18 protein-coding genes and 1 pseudogene are annotated in these 16,487 nt (G+C 57.3%); 1 reads left to right on the top strand and 18 read right to left on the bottom strand.

Translation table 11 applies throughout. The features are described 5' to 3' along the window. Positions 1-17 precede the first annotated feature (17 nt). From fliQ to fliF, 12 genes are all read right to left on the bottom strand, one after another. Positions 18-287, bottom strand: a complete 270-nt coding sequence (fliQ, locus tag RV1423_RS03705; protein ID WP_034293309.1) for a flagellar biosynthesis protein FliQ — start codon at positions 285-287, stop codon at positions 18-20. Positions 288-296: 9 nt separating this feature from the next. Beyond that, on the bottom strand, positions 297-1,067 hold the full coding sequence (gene fliP, locus RV1423_RS03700; protein ID WP_051516465.1) for a flagellar type III secretion system pore protein FliP: 771 nt from the start codon (positions 1,065-1,067) through the stop codon (positions 297-299). Next, a complete protein-coding gene (fliO, locus tag RV1423_RS03695; protein ID WP_051516464.1) occupies positions 1,054-1,521 on the bottom strand; it encodes a flagellar biosynthetic protein FliO in 468 nt (155 codons plus the stop codon). Before fliO ends, fliP begins: the two co-directional genes overlap by 14 nt. Next, on the bottom strand, positions 1,518-1,967 hold the full coding sequence (fliN, locus tag RV1423_RS03690; protein WP_034293307.1) for a flagellar motor switch protein FliN: 450 nt from the start codon (positions 1,965-1,967) through the stop codon (positions 1,518-1,520). The genes fliO and fliN overlap by 4 nt, the downstream gene beginning before the upstream one ends. Then, positions 1,960-2,973: a flagellar motor switch protein FliM gene (gene fliM / locus RV1423_RS03685; RefSeq protein ID WP_034293305.1), complete on the bottom strand. Its 1,014-nt coding sequence runs from the start codon at positions 2,971-2,973 to the stop codon at positions 1,960-1,962. The genes fliN and fliM overlap by 8 nt, the downstream gene beginning before the upstream one ends. A 4-nt stretch (positions 2,974-2,977) precedes the next feature. Further along, a complete protein-coding gene (gene fliL / locus RV1423_RS03680) occupies positions 2,978-3,499 on the bottom strand; it encodes a flagellar basal body-associated protein FliL (RefSeq protein ID WP_034293304.1) in 522 nt (173 codons plus the stop codon). Between the two features lie 115 nt (positions 3,500-3,614). Continuing rightward, positions 3,615-4,877: a flagellar hook-length control protein FliK gene (locus tag RV1423_RS03675; RefSeq protein WP_034293301.1), complete on the bottom strand. Its 1,263-nt coding sequence runs from the start codon at positions 4,875-4,877 to the stop codon at positions 3,615-3,617. A gap of 20 nt (positions 4,878-4,897) precedes the next feature. Beyond that, a complete protein-coding gene (gene fliJ / locus RV1423_RS03670) occupies positions 4,898-5,338 on the bottom strand; it encodes a flagellar export protein FliJ (RefSeq protein ID WP_034293299.1) in 441 nt (146 codons plus the stop codon). Between the two features lie 37 nt (positions 5,339-5,375). Beyond that, entirely contained in the window at positions 5,376-6,779 is a 1,404-nt protein-coding gene (gene fliI / locus RV1423_RS03665; protein ID WP_034293297.1) for a flagellar protein export ATPase FliI, read from the bottom strand. 39 nt (positions 6,780-6,818) lie between these two features. Then, positions 6,819-7,517: a flagellar assembly protein FliH gene (fliH, locus tag RV1423_RS03660; RefSeq protein ID WP_034293295.1), complete on the bottom strand. Its 699-nt coding sequence runs from the start codon at positions 7,515-7,517 to the stop codon at positions 6,819-6,821. Between the two features lie 80 nt (positions 7,518-7,597). Then, positions 7,598-8,593 carry a flagellar motor switch protein FliG gene (gene fliG, locus RV1423_RS03655; RefSeq protein ID WP_034293293.1) on the bottom strand — a complete coding sequence of 332 codons (996 nt, stop codon included), beginning with the start codon at positions 8,591-8,593 and terminating at the stop codon, positions 7,598-7,600. Beyond that, positions 8,586-10,355: a flagellar basal-body MS-ring/collar protein FliF gene (gene fliF / locus RV1423_RS03650; protein WP_034293291.1), complete on the bottom strand. Its 1,770-nt coding sequence runs from the start codon at positions 10,353-10,355 to the stop codon at positions 8,586-8,588. The genes fliG and fliF overlap by 8 nt, the downstream gene beginning before the upstream one ends. A gap of 268 nt (positions 10,356-10,623) precedes the next feature. Here fliF and fliE point away from each other — a divergent pair, with 268 nt between their 5' ends. Then, a complete protein-coding gene (gene fliE / locus RV1423_RS03645; RefSeq protein ID WP_034293289.1) occupies positions 10,624-10,965 on the top strand; it encodes a flagellar hook-basal body complex protein FliE in 342 nt (113 codons plus the stop codon). A 138-nt stretch (positions 10,966-11,103) separates the two neighbouring features. On the opposite strand, the gene RV1423_RS03640 is transcribed toward fliE, so the two are convergent. The 6 genes and pseudogenes from RV1423_RS03640 to fliD all read right to left on the bottom strand — a co-directional run bounded on the left by RV1423_RS03640 (position 11,104) and on the right by fliD (position 16,290). Further along, a complete protein-coding gene (locus tag RV1423_RS03640; protein ID WP_034293287.1) occupies positions 11,104-11,859 on the bottom strand; it encodes a flagellar brake protein in 756 nt (251 codons plus the stop codon). 57 nt (positions 11,860-11,916) lie between these two features. Beyond that, positions 11,917-12,220, bottom strand: a pseudogene (locus RV1423_RS03635) (EscU/YscU/HrcU family type III secretion system export apparatus switch protein). Further along, complete coding sequence (locus RV1423_RS03630; RefSeq protein ID WP_034293282.1) at positions 12,207-13,379, bottom strand: flagellar hook-length control protein FliK; 1,173 nt, start codon at positions 13,377-13,379, stop codon at positions 12,207-12,209. The pseudogene RV1423_RS03635 and the gene RV1423_RS03630 overlap by 14 nt, the downstream one beginning before the upstream one ends. 2 nt (positions 13,380-13,381) lie before the next feature. Then, positions 13,382-13,717 carry a flagellar protein FliT gene (locus RV1423_RS03625; protein WP_034293279.1) on the bottom strand — a complete coding sequence of 112 codons (336 nt, stop codon included), beginning with the start codon at positions 13,715-13,717 and terminating at the stop codon, positions 13,382-13,384. A gap of 55 nt (positions 13,718-13,772) precedes the next feature. Further along, complete coding sequence (gene fliS / locus RV1423_RS03620; protein WP_034293276.1) at positions 13,773-14,192, bottom strand: flagellar export chaperone FliS; 420 nt, start codon at positions 14,190-14,192, stop codon at positions 13,773-13,775. Between the two features lie 28 nt (positions 14,193-14,220). Next, complete coding sequence (fliD, locus tag RV1423_RS03615; RefSeq protein WP_034293274.1) at positions 14,221-16,290, bottom strand: flagellar filament capping protein FliD; 2,070 nt, start codon at positions 16,288-16,290, stop codon at positions 14,221-14,223. Between the last annotated feature and the right edge of the window lie 197 nt (positions 16,291-16,487).

The raw sequence follows: 16,487 nt of genomic DNA, 5'->3' as shown, positions 1-16,487 counted from the left end.
TGGAAATCCTGCCGGCGTTACTGCACCATCGCAGGAATGCCGGTGAACATCAGCCGCATGTAATCCAGCATGACGCCGATCATCCACGGACCGGCGATGATCAGCGCGAGGAATACCCCGACGAGTTTCGGGATGAACGTCAGCGTGGCTTCGTTGATTTGCGTCGCCGCCTGGAAAATACTGACCACCAGGCCGATTATCAGCGCGGTAAACAACATCGGCGCAGCGATCATCAGGGTGACTTCCATGGCATGGCGGCCAAGGGTCATTACGCTCTCAGGAGTCATGGCGGTACCTTAATAAAAACTCTCGGCCAGCGAGCCGATCAGCAACTGCCAACCGTCCACCAGCACGAACAGCATCAGCTTGAAGGGCAGCGAGACGATGGCGGGCGACATCATCATCATACCCATCGACATCAGGATACTGGCGACCACCATATCGATGATCAGGAAAGGAATGAAAATGGCGAAACTGATCTGGAAGGCGGTCTTGAGCTCGCTGGTGACGAACGCCGGGATCAGCAAGCGCAGCGGCACGTCTTCCGGGCCTTGCAGGTCGGGACCATGCGACAGTTTGACGTACAGCGCCAGATCGGACTGGCGCGTCTGCTTGAGCATGAATTCCTTGAGCGGCACGGCGCCTTTTTCCATCGCGTCGATCATGGAAATCTTGTTGTCGGCAAAGGGCAGGTAGGCGTCAGCGTAAATCTTGTCGAATACCGGTCCCATGACAAACAGCGTCAGGAACAGCGAAAGACCGACCAGCACCTGGGTCGGCGGCGTCGATTGCGTACCCAGCGCCTGGCGCAGCAGCGACAGCACGATGACGATGCGGGTGAAACAGGTCATCATCAACAGCGCGGCGGGAATGAAGGACAGGGACGTGAGCAGCAGCATCGTCTGGATGCTGAGGTTGTAGGTTTGTCCGCCGCCCGGTGTCGGCGTGCTGGTGAATGCCGGCAATCCCTGCTGTGCAGCCGCCGCCAGCGGCAGGCAGAGGAGGAAAACCGGCAGCAGGCGTAGCCAGCGATGCGGGCGCGCCGATGAGGTTCTAACTGCTGCCATTACGTTTATCGATCGTTTGTTTCAGCCAGGATGAAAAATTCGCGGATGCCGTCGATGCGGATGCAGCGACATGTTCCTGGCGCGGCATGGTCGCAAGCGTGTTGACGCGTCCCGGCGCAACGCCGATAACGATCCATTGATCGGCAACTTCGATGACCATCACGCGTTCGCGTGTGCCGACGCTGACGCCGCCGATGATTTTGGCAACCGCATTGCTGTTGGCGCCCTGAACCAGCCCGCTACGCTTGAACAACCAGGCAATGCCGGCCATCAACGCCAATACCGCGACCAAGCCCAGCAGCATGGTAAATACGCTGCCGGTGGAAGAGGGCAATGCCGGGGCAGATGCTTGTTCCGTTGCCTGTGCCGCACCGGCCACAAGTATTGCCGATAGGAAGGCGATGCAACTGCAGGATGTGCAGGTCAGGCTGAGGAGACGGCTGGGGCGGTTCATCTATTCAGTTTGCGGATACGCTCTGCAGGAGTAATGATGTCGGTCAGGCGGATACCGAACTTGTCATTGACCACCACCACTTCGCCTTGTGCGATCAGACAACCGTTGACGAGGACGTCCATCGGTTCGCCGGCCATGCCGTCAAGTTCCACCACCGAACCTTGCGCCAATTGCAGCAGGTTCTTGATGGCGATCTTGGTACGGCCCAGTTCCACTGTCAACTGGACAGGGATATCGAGGATGAAGTCGATGTCGTTGGGGGTATTCGTTTGCAGATCGGATGCGCTGAGATCCTTGAAGATGGTCGCTTCAGCCGGCTTTGCGGGAAGGCCTTCCTCTTCCGGAATATGCTTCTTCTGCGCTTCTTCCGCCTCTGTCTGTTCGGCCAACGCGGCGCCCCACGGATCGTCTTCCGCCACTGTTTGGTCAACGTTATCTTCAGCCATTCTGCTCTCCTTGAATACTTTCTGGTGTTTCGTTGTGCGTGATGGATAGCAGCTTCTCTACGCGCAGAGCGTATTGACCGTTCAGTTTGCCATAGCTGCACTCCATCACCGGAACGCCATCGACCTGCGCCGTGACCGGAGTGACGGTCTGCAGTTGGATGACGTCGCCGACTTGCATGTTCAGCAAATCGGTAAATGTGACGCGGGCGGTGCCGAAGTTGGCGATGAGTTCCACTTCGGCGGTCTGGATCTGCTGCTTCATCAGGCGGATCCAGCGTTTATCGACTTCCAGGGCTTCGCCTTGCATGCTGCTGGTAAGCTTGTCTCGTACCGGCTCGATCATCGAATAGGGCGTGCAGACGTGAATCTCGCCGCTGACCGGACCCAGTTCGATGGTAAACGAAGTCGAGACCACGACTTCATTGGGCGTGGCGATATTGGCGAATTGCGTATTCAGTTCGGAACGGATGTACTCGAACTCGATCGGATAAATCGGTTCCCAGGACTTCGAATACGTCTCGAATACGATGTCGAGCACGCGCATGATGATGCGCTGTTCGGTCGGCGTGAACTCGCGGCCTTCGATGCGGGTATGGAAACGTCCGTCGCCGCCGAACATGTTGTCCACCAGCAGGAACACGAACTGGGGATCGAACACCACCAGGCCGATGCCGCGGAAGGGTTTGATATGGACCAGGTTGAGGTTGGTCGGCACCACCAGGTTGCGGATGAATTCGCTGTACTTCGACACTTTCACCGGCCCGACCGAAATTTCGGCGGTACGGTGCAGGAAGTTGAACAGGCCGATGCGAAACAGGCGGGCAAAACGTTCGTTGATGATTTCGAGCGTCGGCATCCGGCCGCGGACGATACGCTCCTGCGTCGCAAGATTGTAATTGCGTACCGTACCGGGGGTTTCTTCGGCGCTTTTTTCCTCGTCCTCGTCCCCGGTCACCCCTCTTAGGAGTGCATCGACTTCTTCCTGCGATAGAAAGTGTTCGGCCATGATGCTACTGCTGTTGAATGACAAAAGAGGTATAGAACACGTCGGTGATCGTCGGTCCTTTGCCGCCGCCGGCAAAAGGTTCTCCCAGTTGGTCGATGATCTCGTCGGTCAGGTTGCGCTTGCCTTCGCTGGTGAGCAATTCGGACGCTTTCTTGCTCGACAATACCATCAGCAAACGGCTGCGCACTTGTGGCATGAAGACCTTAAGCGTCTCCGCAGTTTCCGCATTCGGCACTTGCAGGGTCAACGCCACTTGCAGGAACTGGTCGCCGTTTTCCTGCTGGAGGTTGACGACAAAAGGTTCGATGACAACGAATACCGGTACTTTGGAGCTTGCTTTTTCTTCAGAATGTTCTTCGTCGGCTTTCTTGGACTTTCCACCCATCAGCATGAAAGCCGCTGCGCCGCCGATCGCCAGCACTAGCACTGCGCCGATGATGATGAAGAGCATTTTCTTCGATTTCGCCGGTGGCGCCTCTGCGGCGTCCGCCCCTTTGGCTGCCGGTTTTGCTGCTTTTGTTGCCATCTATTTTTCCCTTTCGTGGATGTCTGCGGCAGATAAGAACACTATCGGCAAGAAACGGCCGATATTGAATACTGTTACCGGGACACCTGTTTTTTTATATTGAATGCTGTTCGGCTTATGCAAATGTATCTACGAGCCCTTGTCCGCCGCTGGCGGCCGGACGTGGAACGACGGCGACATGAATGTCGGCTTCATCGTTGCCGGTACGCCCGAAGCTCGACGTGCTGCCGCTGCGCGCCTGTTGTTGCTGATTCGCTGGGCCTTGCTGGTTTGGCGTGCCGGTATTGACGGTGGCCTGGCCCAGTTGGATGCCGGCCTGGTCCATCATTTCGCGCAGCTTCGGCATGGCGGCTTCGAGCGCTTGCTTGACTTCGGGCTGCGCCGTGATGAATGTCGCATCGGCTTGCTGGTTGTTGACATGCAGGACCACCTGCAATGGGCCGAGGTCCGGCGGATTCAGTGTCAGCGAAGCGCTCTGCATGCCGCCGCTGGCCATCCAGACGACTTTCTGGCCGACAGCCTGATCCCATCCTTGACTACCGACGGCGGGCGTCAGTCTTTGCACGGCCTGGCCGCTCATGGCAGCCTGCTGGCTCAGCGTCATGGCTTGCTGCAAGGCCGGAACCACTGTCGAGGCGTTCGGCTGCACTTGAGCTTCGGCCGGTTTGATGTTCGCTTCGGGAGCGACCTTGACGTTGCGGGTTGCTGCCGTTGCATCCTGCAGATCGGCTTTGGCGGATTTTGCATCGGCCGGCGTTTCAGGCAATGCCTTCTCGGCACTCGTGCGCACCGGTGTCGCAGATTTGTCCTCAGCGGCTTGTTTGTCCTGATCTTGCAGGGCTGCAAAGTCGAGCACGTTGCCCTTGCTTTTATTGTCGCCCTTGTCGTCGTTTTGCGCATCGGTCAGGCCGGTCTTGGTCTCGGCGCCGATCTGTCCAATGGGTTTTTTGCCTTTCTGGCTGGCCAGGGCGTCCATATCCTGATCGGCGGTTTTCTTCGCAACAGGTTGGACGGCCAAGTGACCCATGTTGGCGACCAGCGCCAGCATTTGCGCGGACGAGGCTGCAGCGGTCGTATCTTCCGTGTCGTCGTCGGCCTTGTCGTCGTCTTTTTTATCGTCGGACGAGGCTGTCTTGGTCGTGTCGGACTTTGTCGCCGGAGCGGACGATTCCGAGGCTGTGCTGGTCTTGGCCGGTTCGGGCGAAGTATCCTTGGCGGCTTCGCTGGGTTTACTTTGGTTGTCGGCGTTGCGATTGCTGACTTCCTTGTTCAATACCTGATTGAACGGAACTTCAGCCGTGAAGGAATCGGCTTGCGTAGCCGGGCGAGCGGCATTTTGCATGCCAGCGACGTTCAGTATCGGCAATTGAGTGTTCATCGTTTCCGCCAGTTCCTTGCTTACCGTTTGTAAAACGTGATGCGCGACGCATGTTCATCCGTCTGCTTCTGATCACGTCGATTTTCGCGCAATTGCGCAGTTTGCTTCGCCCGCGTCGCCAGTGTGTCATAAGACATCCGCTTGCGCTCGCATGCTTGCCACGCTGCGCGCGCTTCCGCGACACGTTGCTGGGCATTCCTGACCACACTTTGCTGCCCGGAAATGGCACTGTCGATCTTTTCAATGAATAACTGAAAATTGCGATAGCTCATTGCCGTCAAACCGGATGACAGGCTTTCCTGAAAACGTAAAGCATAATCATCGCGATATTGTTCCAGAATGACAAGTTTCTGCTGCGCTTCTTCGCTTGCGCGAACGGCCCGTCCCAAGCGTTTGGTCGCTTCGTCGGTCTCTTTGGTCGCCAGTTCGATCAGCGTTTCGAGTGCAGAGGTCGTAGCCATGGTAGCTTTGATTATATTTTCCGGTCCAAGCGCTCAATCACTGGAATAGAGCGGTAAGTTGCCCCAAGCTCTCGGTAACACCGGCGCGTTCGGGGATGCCCTGCTGCAAGAATGCCTCGATACGCGGTAATAGCTGGATGGCCTGGTCCAGAATCGGGTCGGTTCCGGCAGCGTAGGCGCCTACGCTGATCAGGTCGCGATTGCGTTGATATCGGGAATACAACTGTTTCAGGCGGCGCGTGTCGCGTTGGTGTTCGACCGACGTAATGCTGTGCATGGCGCGGCTGATGGATTGTTCAATGTCGATTGCCGGATAATGTCCGGCCTCCGCCAATACCCGGTTGAGCACGATATGGCCGTCGAGAATCGCACGCGCCGCATCGGCGATCGGATCCTGCTGATCGTCGCCTTCGGTCAGGACGGTATAAAAAGCGGTAATCGAGCCGCCGCCGACGTCGCCGTTGCCGGCACGTTCGACCAGCGCCGGCAGTTTGGCGAACACGGATGGTGGATAGCCCTTGGTGGCCGGCGGTTCGCCGATGGCCAGTGCGATTTCGCGTTGCGCCATGGCGTAGCGGGTCAGCGAATCCATGATCAGCAGGACATTTTTACCCTGGTCGCGAAAATATTCGGCAATGGCGGTTGCGTACGCTGCGCCTTGCAGGCGCATCAGCGGCGGGGTGTCGGCCGGAGCAGCGACCACCACCGAACGCGCCAGGCCTTCGGTGCCGAGAATCTGTTCGATGAATTCCTTGACTTCGCGGCCCCGTTCGCCGATCAGACCGACCACGATGACATCGGCGCTGGTATAGCGCGCCATCATGCCGAGCAACACGCTCTTGCCGACGCCGGAACCCGCAAACAGGCCCATGCGCTGGCCGCGTCCGACGGTCAGCATGCTGTTGATGGCGCGCACGCCGACATCCAGGATATCGACGATCGGGGCGCGTCCCAAGGGGTTGGCTGCGCGCACGCTGAGCGGCGCGGAATTTTCGGTATGCAAGGGGCCGAGATTGTCGAGCGGCCGGCCGGCGCCGTCGAGCACGCGGCCCAGCAACTCGTCGCCGACCGGCAGGCGGCGGCTATGTTCATCGGTACGGCGGATATAGGCGATCGGGCCGGTGCGCGGCGGTGGTTTGACCGGTTCCACCGGATAGACGCGCGTGCCGGGGACGATGCCTTCGACGTCGCTCTGCGGCATCAAAAAGAGGCGGTCATCCTGGAAACCAACGACTTCCGCTTCGATCAAGGTGCCATTTGGCAAGGGGACGGTGCAAGGACTTCCGACCGGCAGTTTCAGGCCGACGGCTTCCATCACCAGGCCGGCAACACGCGTGACGCGACCGGAAATCTGCGTCGGTTCGGTCATGCCGATCAGGCCGCTGCAGTTGTGCAGATAAGCCTGCCAGCGACTGAAATGAGAGGGCATCGGCGAATTCATCGTTGCACCTTGTAAATGGGAGTAGGTGCGCGCATGCGACTACTCCAGCCAGTCCAGTTGTTTGCTGAGCGATTCGGCGATGCGGCGCCAGCGTGTCTGGGTAGTGGCATCAATCTGGTTGGTGCCGGTTTCGATGCGGCAGCCGCCGCGATCCAGTTCTGGATCTTCGACGATGCGCCAGCCATGCTGGCCGAGTTCATCGCCCAGATGTTCGCGCACCAGCGCGGCGTCTTCGGGGTGCAAAAACAGCAGGGCCGGTAATTGCAGGCTGGGCAGGGAATGGATGGCAGCGGTGACGGTCGGCAGGATCAGTTCCGGCTTGACGCTGAGCGCCGTCTTGAGCATGGCTTTGCTGATATCCAATCCGAGGCTGAGCAACTCCGGCGCCATGGTTTCGCTGCTTTGCGAAACTTCCGTGCCGAACGAAACGGCGATCTGGCGCAGATGCTGGATGGTTTCGTTGACTTCGGTCTGGCCTTGTTGCAAACCGGCCATATAGCCTTCCGCGCGGCCGGCCTGCAAGCCTTGTTGCTGGCCTTCGGCATAGCCTTCCTGGCGCGCCTGCTCGCGGATGGCCTCAATTTCCTCAACGGTCAGGGCTGGCGGGGGAGGGATTTCCTCGACGACGAACTCCTCCACCGGCGGCGGAAGTTCTTCCTGCTCGTCGAAGGATGCCAATTCCCAACGTTGGTAAGGCGTCATCTGTTCTTTGGGAATGATGTTGTTTCGCGAAGCCATTTCAGATCCGGTAAAACTGGGCGACAGGCGCACTCAGCATCACGCGGCCGAACGGCACGCGCGTGATTGCGGTAGCGGCGTCAGACGAATGCATCTTCGCCCTTCGCGCCGAGTACGATCTGACCTTCGTCGGCCAGGCGGCGGACGATTTGCAGGATGGCCTTTTGCTGCGCGTCGACTTCCGAGAGACGCACAGGGCCTTTGGATTCCAGGTCTTCCTTCATCATTTCAGCCGCGCGTTGCGACATGTTGCCGAATATCTTGTCGCGCAGCGCTTGCGAGGCGCCCTTGAGGGCGACGATAAGCGATTCGGACTGAACTTCGCGCAGCAGCAACTGGATGCCTCGGCCGTCGATGTCGATGATGTTTTCGAACACGAACATTTCGTCCATGATCTTTTGCGCCATGTCTTCGTCGTAGGCGCGCAGATTGCCCATGACGGACGTTTCGTTCTCGCCCGACATGAAGTTGAGGATTTCCGCCGCGGTGCGGATACCGCCCATTTGCTGTTTCTTCAGGCTTTCGTTGCCGGTCAGCAGCTTGGTCAGGACGTCGTTCAGTTCGCGCAATGCCGTCGGCTGCACGCCATCGAGGGTGGCGATACGCAAGATGACGTCGTTGCGCAGGCGTTCGGTGAAATTGTTGAGAATATCGCAGGCGTGGTCGCGTTCGAGGTGAACCAGGATGGTCGCAATAATCTGGGGGTGTTCGTTACGGATAAGTTCAGCGACCGACTGCGCATCCATCCACTTGAGGCTTTCGATGCCGCTGGCGTCGCGCCCGCCCAGGATGCGGTTGAGCAGGGACGTGGCCTTGTCGTCGCCCAGCGCCTTGGTCAGCACGCTGCGGATGTATTCATCCGAATCGAGGCCGATCGACGAAGCCTGGCCGGTTTGCGCCAGGAAATCGTCCAGCACGCCGTTGATTTCCTCGAAGCTGATGTTTTTCAGCGTGGTCATGGCGGCGCCCAGTTTTTGCACTTCCTTGGGGCCAAGGTATTTCATGACTTCGGCAGCCTCATCCTCGCCCAGCGCAAGCATCAGGATGGCACCTTTTTGAACGCCTTCGTTACTCATTGTTCACCCATGCCTTCACAATGCTTGCGACCAGTTTAGGATCGGATTTGGCCAACAGCTTGACGGTTTCGAGATTTTGCTTGTACTCGGCGCGGGCGTCGAGTTCTGCTGCTTCGGGAGACAATTCGACGATAGCGTCGGGATTGTCCGGATCATACATGGCTGCCGCTGCAGCCGCTGCTGCTGCGGCTTCCGCTTCGGCGCGGGCCTTGGCTTCTCTTTCTTCGCGACCGGTAATCTTCCAGATGATGGGGCGCAGCACGCCGAAGTAGAGGTAGAGCAGCACGGCAGCCAGCAGGACGTATTTGCCGATTTCCTTGGCCATCTGGATCATATCCGGCTGTTTCCACAACGGCAATTCCGGTTCCAGCTCGCTGCTGAATTGGGTATTGACCACGTTGAGCGAGTCGCCGCGATCCTTATTGAAGCCCATCGCTTCCTTGACCAGATCCGAAATCTGGTTGCGCTCGGCTTCGGTCAGCGGCTTCATGACGATCTTGCCGGTCTGGTCGATTGTGCGCTTGTAATTGACGACCACCGCTACCGTCAGGCGCTTGACGCCGCCCATCGGTTGCTGAACGTAGCGGACGGTCTTATCCACTTCGTAGTTGATGGTCGCGTCTTTATGCGATGTGCCCGTACTGGTGGTCGGCTGTGTCGCGGCCTGGCCCGCTGCGCCTGCCGCTCCGGCAGCGCCGGCAACCGGCGGATTGACGATCGGCGCAGTAGCCGGCGCCGGCGGCTGGTTGGTCAGGGCGCCGGGAATACCGGATGTGCTCGAATTGCCGTTCTGCGATTCGCTGCTTTGCTTGCTGCGAACTGCGGCGGTATCAGGCGTCTGGTTCGGTTTGTAGGTTTCTGCGGCTTGCTCGCTGCGCGAGAAGTCGACATCGGCGGTCGCTTCGGCGCGGACGTTGCCGTTGCCGACAATAGGCGCGATGATGGATTCGACGCGTTTGACGATGTCTTGCTGCAGATCCTGAACGTATTTCAATTGCGTCGGATCGAGACCATTGGCTGGTTGCTTGGTGGTATCGGAAAGCAGGTTGCCATTCTGGTCGACGATGGTCACGCTTTTAGGCGATAGCTCGGGGACGCTGCTAGCGACGAGATGGACGATTGCGCTGACTTGCTGGGCATCCAGCATGCGGCCGGGGTAGAGGCTGAGAATGACCGATGCCGTCGGCTTTTGCTGGTCGCGCACAAAAACGGAGGCTTTCGGCAGGGCCAGATGCACGCGAGCCGCCTGAACGGCGGACAGCGATTGGATGGAGCGAGCCAGTTCGCCCTCAAGGGCACGCTGGAAGTTGACTTGTTCGAGGAACTGGGAGACGCCCAGCTTCTGGTTTTCCATCAGCTCGAAGCCGACATTGCCACCCTTGGGCAGGCCCTGCGCCGCCAGTTTCAGGCGGGCATCATGCACCATGGTTTCGGGCACCAGAATAGCTGTGCCGCCTTCCGAATATTTGTAGGGTACGTTCATCTGCTGCAGCGAGGCAACGATGGCGCCGCCGTCGCGGTCGGAAAAGTTGGAGAACAGGACCCGATATTCAGTCTTCTGGCTCCACATCCAGATGCCGATCATCAGCGCGACCACGGCTGCAGCCGCGACCATCAGTAGTACCCGGCGTCCTTGAGTCGATTGGGCGTAGCCGACGATTCCGCTGCGTTGCGGCCCCGAGGAACCGTTTTCACCCGGAGTTGTGCCTTCGGTGGCTGTGGTGCTGTCGCTGGTTAGCGTGCCATCGGCTGCTACCGCCATGATTTCCCCTTGCGTGTGCCGCCGAGCTTGTGGCTGTATGTGATTTGCTTCACTGCTTCCCTACCCATATAGGTTTTTTGCTTAGTGTGGATTGTCCTGCCAGAGCGGAAATTTGATCTATGGAACAGAATGGCTATTTCCCCGCTTATTGTTGCGAGTGGCAAGGGGCGGCGTGGTAATCTGCCGTTGTAGAAACGGGAATTGTGATCACAACGCGTGATTGCATATCGTTGGGTTGAATTCGAAGAGGTGCAAATTGGCAGCCAGCATGATTGACACTAGCAGAATCGAGGCGATGGTAGCGCAGTTGAAGGCTGCGGCTGCGCGTGCCCAGGGGAACGTTGCTCCTTTGGAAAGTGCCGCCGTCGGTGAAAAACCGGCCCCCCGTGTGGATTTCGCCAGTGTGTTGAAGAACTCCCTTGATGATGTCAATGCATCGCAGGAAAAGTCCAAGCAGATGTCCGAGAGTTTTGCCATGGGCAACGATAACATCAACCTGTCGGATGTCATGATTGCCATGCAGAAATCAAGTATTTCGTTCCAGACCAGCCTGCAAGTGCGCAATAAACTGGTGTCGGCTTACCGCGACATCATGACGATGCAGGTGTGACGCCTGCGGGATGTCAGCGGTGAGTCGCGGCGTCATTCATTGAATACAATAAAAAAGAGCTGCGCTGGCAGCTCTTTTTTATTGTACGAGGGAATTTTTGGCGCAGGCGAGGATACTGGTGTATTTCCCTTGCTATTTTTACATCATGCCCGAAGCTTTCGCATTCTGCTCGCGCTCGAGTTTTGTGATGAAACGCTGGATCGCAGCGAGAACTGCACGCGGCAGGTCGACAAATTCGCAGCCGAAGCGATTGACGGTCTTGCCTGACGTCAGTTTGGCTTCTTTGCAGTCGCGCACCTGCAATTTGACGGTGACAATGGTGTTGTCCGTCATTTCCAGCGAAACATCGTCATAAATGCGACCAATCGTCGTATCGAGTACTTTCTTTTCATCGGTGACGGCGACGCCGCCGGCACTGATGTTGTTGAGCAGGGTGACGATCGTGGTGAAGGTCCCGTCGGGCTGGGTGACACGGAAGGTGCAGCGCAGCGGCTTGGCAATCGGCGTGGCGATACGGAAATATTCGCGGCGTTGCAGCCGTACGAGGCTGTCCGGAATGTCGATCTTGAGCGCCGGGCGCTTCTGGAATTCGCATGACTTTGCCCTGTCGACATTGAAAGTGATGCGAATGTTGTTGTACAGGGCTTCAAAGCCGATGCGCGTACTTTGCAGGATGTTTTCGTTCAGCGTGGCGCTAGGCGCCGCATCGACGACGACACTGTTTTCGTCCTCGTCAATGTCCAGAATCGACGTAATAATGGATTCAGAGCCTCCCTTGATGAGCAGGCTCAGCAGTTGATTACGTTCCATCATGCTATTGAGCAGGGAAATGATCTCCCGGCGCGAGTGTACTCGATACGGGCTGTCGTCTTGAATCTCGTCGGTGTTTGCCATCTGTGCGTCTCAAATCAAAGGATAGAAGGGTAAGCTCGTATCCCAAAAGGGCAGGTTTTAATCTAACCCCGAATCATACATCACTGCGCTCTAATTGCATATTTTCAATACGATACAACCAGGCTAAAAGTTCAGCTACCGCCCGGTAGAGGGCGGGGGGAATTTGCTGGTCGAGGTCGACCTGCATCAGCAGCGAGACGAGCTCCTTCGATTCGTGAATAAAAACACCGCTTTCCCGCGCACGGGCAATAATGGCTTCGGCGACCAGCCCGCTTCCCTTGGCGACAACTTTGGGAGCAGCCTGAGTAGTATTGTAGGCCAAGGCTACTGCATTCTGAAGGGGGATATTAGGTTTGTTCATCCCGCTTCACAATCAGGGAATCCAAGGAGGAGCCGGCGGCGGCCATCGCCTCCGACAACATGCTGCCGTTTGCGCGCAATGCTGCGGCCGTGACGTCGCTATTGGTGCGCACCTGCATATGTATCTGCTGGCCGATCAAGCGTATTGAGGCCGAAACAGCGCCCAAATGCTCGAAATTGAAGCGCACTACGCTATGCCAGGACGGCACGCTCTCGTTTTCCTGGTCGCCGTGGTTGGGTGTGTCGGGGGCGTCCCGATTGATTTCCCATTCCATTTGCTGGCCGGGCCAGACTTCGCCGTGCCAAACGATGCGTTGCTGTTCCAAAGCGTTCAACTGGAGATTGATCAATTGACCAAGCTGGGTATTGGCGGGGTCCGTGCTGTTCAGGAAACTCGACGCGCCGGCCTGAACTTGTTGGCCAAGTTGCGCTTGCGGCTCCTTTTGCAATTCGGTCAGGGGGCGCTTGCCTTCGGCCCACGCGACTACATGGGATTCGTAGAACGCACCGCTGTACGCTACCGAATCATGCAGGGCAGTTGCCAATTGCGGTGTATTGCTTGGATTGCCGACCAGCGGGCTGCCGGGTTTGATGGCGCTTGGCAAATCGCTTTCTTCCGAGGCATGCAGGAGGGCATCGACCAGCTTGCCGGCGGAACTCAGGGATGTCTTGGTACTTTCTGGAGCGGCCTGGCCTTGATTGGCGTTTCTGGCCTCTCCTTCGTCGATCTGATTGTCGCGGCCGACGACGGTAGGAGCGCCTTGCTGGGCCGCTTTCAGCGACTGCATGTCCTTTTCCATCATGCGGCCGGCAGTGCTGAGCGATACCGAGCTGCTTTCCTCTTTTTCGGCTGCGCCTTCGGTTGCATCCAGCAAGAAGGTGGGGCGAGGCTCTTTGCCGACCATCGTCAGCACCAGCGTGTCTCCCGTGCGCGTTGCGGTCGGCAAGACCATGCGGGCGGCGGTATTGGCGATGCGTACCAGATAGGAGCCATCGTTATAGGTCGACAGCACTTTGGCCTGCAATTGCTGGCCGATGGCGATTTGCGCGAGACGACTGAAGGCTTCTTGCTTGGCGTCGGCGACAGAAACGATTGTAGTAGGCGCCTCGACGGCGGCTACGGGCTGGACGGTTGTGGCGATGTCTGCCCGCGGTATCATTTCTAGCCTCTTTGATTCATGCCGTAGGTTTTGGACAGTTTGATTTCTGTACCGGTGCTCTTGATCATTGCTGAAAGTTTCTGCAGGCCCGGACTGGTGAGGTTGCGAATATCCTTGTCGTCTTCAAGGATTTTTTTCAATATCTCGATTTTACGTTCACGACGATCATCGCTTAATGCGACGCCGGTTTCATTTTGCTTCAAGGTTTCCACATATTGTGCGCATTTCGCCTCCAACTGCGAAAGCAAGGTCCAGTCTTCCTTGCGGGCAGCAGCAAGCATCTGGTCCGTAAGCTCGGCGACCAGTTCATATAACAAGATGACTTCTGCACCGTCCATTATTGATATGCTTTCGTTGGCTGTAGAGGGGAAGACGTACTCTTGTTATCGTGTTTTATGCGGCAGCTTGCGGTTGGTTGAGCGTGGTTGGAGCGATTGCTTCCCAAGCATCTCGCAATCCGTCCAGCAATCCATGGACCTCTGTGAGTATTTCGACCGAGTTCTCGACATTGGCGGTGAACAGGCGGCGCCCCATGTATTCGTACAGTGCGTCCAGATTCATGGCGAGTTCGCCGCCGACGTTCTTGTTCAGGCTGGCGCGCAAGCCGCTTTCGATGATCAAAATCGCTTTGGTGATGGATTCGCCCTTGTTCTTGATGTCGCCGCCTTTCATATATTTTTCGCCCATGGCAATCGCTACCAGCGCGCCGTCAAACAGCATGGTGATCAACTTGTGCGGACTTGCAGCGACAACGCCGGTTTCGACACCGATATTGGCGTAGGCGTTGGCGCCGCGTTGCATGGTTCCGAACATTATATTCTCCTGTGCTCGCTCTTACCGATTAGCCGGCTTTAGGCAGGTTTGCCAGTTGCTGCGTCAGATAGCTCTGTGTCGATGCCATGCTGGCCAGCGTGACATTGAGCGCATTGAACTGGTTCGTATATTGATCCTGCATATTGCTCAGGCGAGTCTGAATGGCGGATTGGCGATCCGAATTGATTTTCAGGCTGGCTTGCAGACCCTTGGTCTTGGTATCGATGATACCCCCATCGGCCAAGAAACCGGTCACTAGATTTTTCAAATTGACGAGAATACCATTGGTGCCCGTCGTATTGAGCGAGCCGTCCGAATTTGTGCCGGCGGTCGAAGAAAACAGGTTGGCAACGCCTGCAAAGTTGTTGGTGGTCGCCGTGGTCAGTTTTGTCGAATCCAGCGCAAGCGTGCCGTCTTTCTGGAAGCTGATGCCGATGTCGGACAGGCTGCTGATGCCGTTGCCACCGGCAACATTGGCGAACAATGCGCTACGCAACTGGGTCATGATGCTCTGCACTGACGATTCGCTCGCCAGGGGAGAGGAGGTGCCGGCAGCGCCAAGTGTGGTCGACGGCGTTTGTTGCGTCATGCCGGCGATGGACTTGGCCAAAGCGTTGTAGGCCGAAACGAAAGTGCTTGCCGTTGTTGCAACGCCGCTGGTGTCATTGGCAATGTTCAGCGTGATGTTGTCGGAGGCGGTGGTGACCTTGGACAAATTCAGCGTCACGCCCGAAATGGCATTGGTGACTTTGTTGGTCGGGCTTGTCACAGCGACGCCGTCAATATTCAATTTGGCATCCTGGGCGGCTTGCAACTGGCCCATCGTACTGCCGGAGAGCGTGGCAAAGTCACCAGTGCCGGTCAGCGACACCGGGCTGGTGGCGCCGGTGCCGGAAGGCGTCAGCACCAGATGGTCCTGGGTGCCGTCATTGGTGATGCTTGCCGTGACGCCGGCGTTGGCCGTATTGATAGCGTCGCGGATGTTTTGCATCGTTGCGGAGCCGCTCAACGAAATGGTGGTGTTCGTACCGCCGACATTCAGCGTCAATCCTCCGGTACTCGTATCGAAGGTCTGTCCCGTCGCCACGCCTGCGGAAGTGATCTTGCCACTAGGGTCGAAGTTCAGAGAGGAGTAGCTGCCCGTGCCGGTAACGCGAATCGAATTGCTGGCGCCACTGTCCTTGGCGACAAGCACCAGATGGGAGGCCGTGCCGTCGCTGACGATGGTCGCGTTGACGCCTGCAGTGCTGGCATTGATTGCATCGCGTACGCCAGCCAAGGTGTTAGTGGTTGGCTTGATGATCGTGGTAGAGCCGTTGCCTGTCTTGATGGCAAGCAGCCCGTTATCAAATGTCGTGCCGTCGGCAAAGCCGACGGACGTGATTTTTTGCGCCTGCGCCAATTGGGAAACCGACACGGTGTAGCTGCCGGAAGCGGCAACCGTTGAATCACGCGGCGCCTGGGTCTGCGTCATTGTGCTGGGGGTCGAGCTGGACGGATCGTATGCCAGCGAGGACAGGCTATTGTTGGCTTGTACCTTGATGGTGTTGGCTGTGCCGCCCGTGTTGGACTCCAGCACGAGGTGATCGCCCGTGCCGTCCGTGACGATGCTCGCGGTCACACCGGCTTTGGATGCATTGATGGTGTCGCGCAGGCCGGACAGTGTCGAATTGGCTTGCAGCGTAATGAAAGTCGGTGAATTGGTGCCGATCTTGATGGCCAGCGAATCGCCGGCGTTGAAAGTCTGTGAACTGGGAAAGCCGGCCGACTGAATCTTCTGAGCGAGAATTTTGGTCGAGTCATCGCTATTGACATCCGCGGTGAACGGATCCGTGGTCAACGTGGTTCCGGTGCCGGAATTGTTGACAGTTGCTTTTTGCGAACTGAAACTTGCCGCCGTCAGATTGTTGAGGGCGCTTTGATAGGAGGAAATGGCGCTCTTCAGGCTGCCATATGCCGAAATCAGCGAATTGTAGCTGCTTGCTTGCTGAGTCAACGGCGTCAGTACTTGACTTTCCGCACCCATCAATTTTGAAACAAGAGTTGCTACGTCAAGGGGGCCGGCAGAGGTAGTAATTGTACCGGTAGAGGTTGCCATGATATCTCCTGATTTCTAGGGCGCATGGCGCCAATTACACTGCCGCAGTGACAAGAGTGGCGAGCAATGGACAAGCATGGTTCTGTTGATCGAAGTCCTGACGGGCCTCAAAACATCAAAATGAAGCATGCCAATACGTAACTAAAAATTGCGCAAATCCGTTATGAATTATTGAGGCGAATAATATACCCTGCGCA

The sequence above is a fragment of the Herbaspirillum sp. RV1423 genome, from assembly GCF_000577615.1.
Lineage (GTDB): Bacteria > Pseudomonadota > Gammaproteobacteria > Burkholderiales > Burkholderiaceae_D > Herbaspirillum.
The sequence above is the reverse complement of the archived record's forward strand: the minus strand, read 5'-3'. Positions and strand labels throughout refer to the sequence as shown.

Coding starts and splice junctions, on each gene's coding strand:
- fliQ (WP_034293309.1), bottom strand. CDS start 287: ATGACTCCTGAGAGCGTAATGACCCTTGGCCGCCATGCCATGGAAGTC.
- fliP (WP_051516465.1), bottom strand. CDS start 1,067: ATGGCAGCAGTTAGAACCTCATCGGCGCGCCCGCATCGCTGGCTACGC.
- fliO (WP_051516464.1), bottom strand. CDS start 1,521: ATGAACCGCCCCAGCCGTCTCCTCAGCCTGACCTGCACATCCTGCAGT.
- fliN (WP_034293307.1), bottom strand. CDS start 1,967: ATGGCTGAAGATAACGTTGACCAAACAGTGGCGGAAGACGATCCGTGG.
- fliM (WP_034293305.1), bottom strand. CDS start 2,973: ATGGCCGAACACTTTCTATCGCAGGAAGAAGTCGATGCACTCCTAAGA.
- fliL (WP_034293304.1), bottom strand. CDS start 3,499: ATGGCAACAAAAGCAGCAAAACCGGCAGCCAAAGGGGCGGACGCCGCA.
- RV1423_RS03675 (WP_034293301.1), bottom strand. CDS start 4,877: ATGAACACTCAATTGCCGATACTGAACGTCGCTGGCATGCAAAATGCC.
- fliJ (WP_034293299.1), bottom strand. CDS start 5,338: ATGGCTACGACCTCTGCACTCGAAACGCTGATCGAACTGGCGACCAAA.
- fliI (WP_034293297.1), bottom strand. CDS start 6,779: ATGAATTCGCCGATGCCCTCTCATTTCAGTCGCTGGCAGGCTTATCTG.
- fliH (WP_034293295.1), bottom strand. CDS start 7,517: ATGGCTTCGCGAAACAACATCATTCCCAAAGAACAGATGACGCCTTAC.
- fliG (WP_034293293.1), bottom strand. CDS start 8,593: ATGAGTAACGAAGGCGTTCAAAAAGGTGCCATCCTGATGCTTGCGCTG.
- fliF (WP_034293291.1), bottom strand. CDS start 10,355: ATGGCGGTAGCAGCCGATGGCACGCTAACCAGCGACAGCACCACAGCC.
- fliE (WP_034293289.1), top strand. CDS start 10,624: ATGATTGACACTAGCAGAATCGAGGCGATGGTAGCGCAGTTGAAGGCT.
- RV1423_RS03640 (WP_034293287.1), bottom strand. CDS start 11,859: ATGGCAAACACCGACGAGATTCAAGACGACAGCCCGTATCGAGTACAC.
- RV1423_RS03630 (WP_034293282.1), bottom strand. CDS start 13,379: ATGATACCGCGGGCAGACATCGCCACAACCGTCCAGCCCGTAGCCGCC.
- RV1423_RS03625 (WP_034293279.1), bottom strand. CDS start 13,717: ATGGACGGTGCAGAAGTCATCTTGTTATATGAACTGGTCGCCGAGCTT.
- fliS (WP_034293276.1), bottom strand. CDS start 14,192: ATGTTCGGAACCATGCAACGCGGCGCCAACGCCTACGCCAATATCGGT.
- fliD (WP_034293274.1), bottom strand. CDS start 16,290: ATGGCAACCTCTACCGGTACAATTACTACCTCTGCCGGCCCCCTTGAC.